Source organism: Actinacidiphila sp. bgisy160, from assembly GCF_057707815.1.
Window position 1 is genome coordinate 1 of sequence record NZ_JBYIQW010000123.1, and the last position, 2,078, is coordinate 2,078.

Sequence of the window (2,078 nt, forward strand, 5' to 3'; positions counted from 1 at the left end):
GTCGGGCACGCTGTTGGGTCCTGAGGGCATGGAAGTGTTCTCGGTTGTGGACCGGACTCGATGAACTCCGTTCAAGGCGGGGGGAGTTGGGTGACGGGTCGTTGTTTGAGAACTGCATAGTGGACGCGAGCATCTGTGGCCAAGTTTTTAAGGGCGCACGGTGGATGCCTTGGCACCAGGAACCGATGAAGGACGTGGGAGGCCGCGATAGGCCCCGGGGAGCTGTCAACCGAGCTTTGATCCGGGGGTGTCCGAATGGGGAAACCCGGCAGTCGTCATGGGCTGTCACCCGCTGCTGAACACATAGGCAGTGTGGAGGGAACGCGGGGAAGTGAAACATCTCAGTACCCGCAGGAAGAGAAAACAACCGTGATTCCGGGAGTAGTGGCGAGCGAAACCGGATGAGGCCAAACCGTATGCGTGTGATACCCGGCAGGGGTTGCGCATGTGGGGTTGTGGGATCGTACTTCAGTCGTCTGCCGGCGGCTGGGCGAGTCAGAAACCGTTGATGTAGGCGAAGGACATGCGAAAGGTCCGGCGTAGAGGGTAAGACCCCCGTAGCTGAAACATCAGCGGCTTGCTTGTGCGACTCCCAAGTAGCACGGGGCCCGAGAAATCCCGTGTGAATCTGGCGGGACCACCCGCTAAGCCTAAATATTCCCTGGTGACCGATAGCGGATAGTACCGTGAGGGAATGGTGAAAAGTACCGCGGGAGCGGAGTGAAATAGTACCTGAAACCGTGTGCCTACAAGCCGTGGGAGCGTCGGGCATCAGCTTGCTGGTGTCTCGTGACTGCGTGCCTTTTGAAGAATGAGCCTGCGAGTTTGCGGTGTGTGGCGAGGTTAACCCGTGTGGGGTAGCCGTAGCGAAAGCGAGTCCGAATAGGGCGGTTCAGTCGCATGCCCAAGACCCGAAGCGGAGTGATCTAGCCATGGGCAGGTTGAAGCGTGGGTAAGACCGCGTGGAGGACCGAACCCACCAGGGTTGAAAACCTGGGGGATGACCTGTGGTTAGGGGTGAAAGGCCAATCAAACTCCGTGATAGCTGGTTCTCCCCGAAATGCATTTAGGTGCAGCGTCGTGTGTTTCTTGCCGGAGGTAGAGCACTGGATAGGCGATGGGCCCTACCGGGTTACTGACCTTAGCCAAACTCCGAATGCCGGTAAGTGAGAGCGCGGCAGTGAGACTGCGGGGGATAAGCTCCGTGGTCGAGAGGGAAACAGCCCAGAGCATCGACTAAGGCCCCTAAGCGTACGCTAAGTGGGAAAGGATGTGGAGTCGCAGAGACAACCAGGAGGTTGGCTTAGAAGCAGCCACCCTTGAAAGAGTGCGTAATAGCTCACTGGTCAAGTGATTCCGCGCCGACAATGTAGCGGGGCTCAAGCGTACCGCCGAAGTCGTGTCATTGCAGCAATACTCCCAACGGAGGCTGTGATGGGTAGGGGAGCGTCGTGTGCCGGGTGAAGCGGCCCTGGAAGGGAGTCGTGGACGGTTCACGAGTGAGAATGCAGGCATGAGTAGCGATACAAGAGTGGGAAACTCTTGCGCCGATTGACTAAGGGTTCCTGGGTCAAGCTGATCTGCCCAGGGTAAGTCGGGACCTAAGGCGAGGCCGACAGGCGTAGTCGATGGACAACCGGTTGATATTCCGGTACCCGCTTTGAAGCGCCAGCGCTGAACCCTCTGATGCTAAGCCCGTGAAGCCGCCGGCCTTCAGCTTTGCTGTGGGTCGGAGTGGTGGAGCCGGTGACCCGAGGTGGTAGTAGGTGAGCGATGGGGTGACGCAGGAAGGTAGTCCAGCCCGGGCGGTGGTTGTCCCGGGGTAAGGGTGTAGGCCGAGTGGTAGGCAAATCCGCCACTCTTTGAGGCTGAGACCTGATGCCGAGCCGATTGTGGTGAAGTGGATGATCCTATGCTGTCGAGAAAAGCCTCTAGCGAGTTTCATGGCGGCCCGTACCCTAAACCGACTCAGGTGGTCAGGTAGAGAATACCGAGGCGTTCGGGTGAACTGTGGTTAAGGAACTCGGCAAAATGCCCCCGTAACTTCGGGAGAAGGGGGGCCATTGCTGGTGAGGGGA

Annotated in this window: 1 rRNA gene; it reads left to right on the forward strand. The window is 58.7% G+C overall.

Features of this window, described 5'->3' with window-relative positions:
- Positions 1-137: 137 nt before the first annotated feature.
- Positions 138-2,078, forward strand: a 23S ribosomal RNA gene (locus tag AC3EUJ_RS37075); the annotation flags it as partial.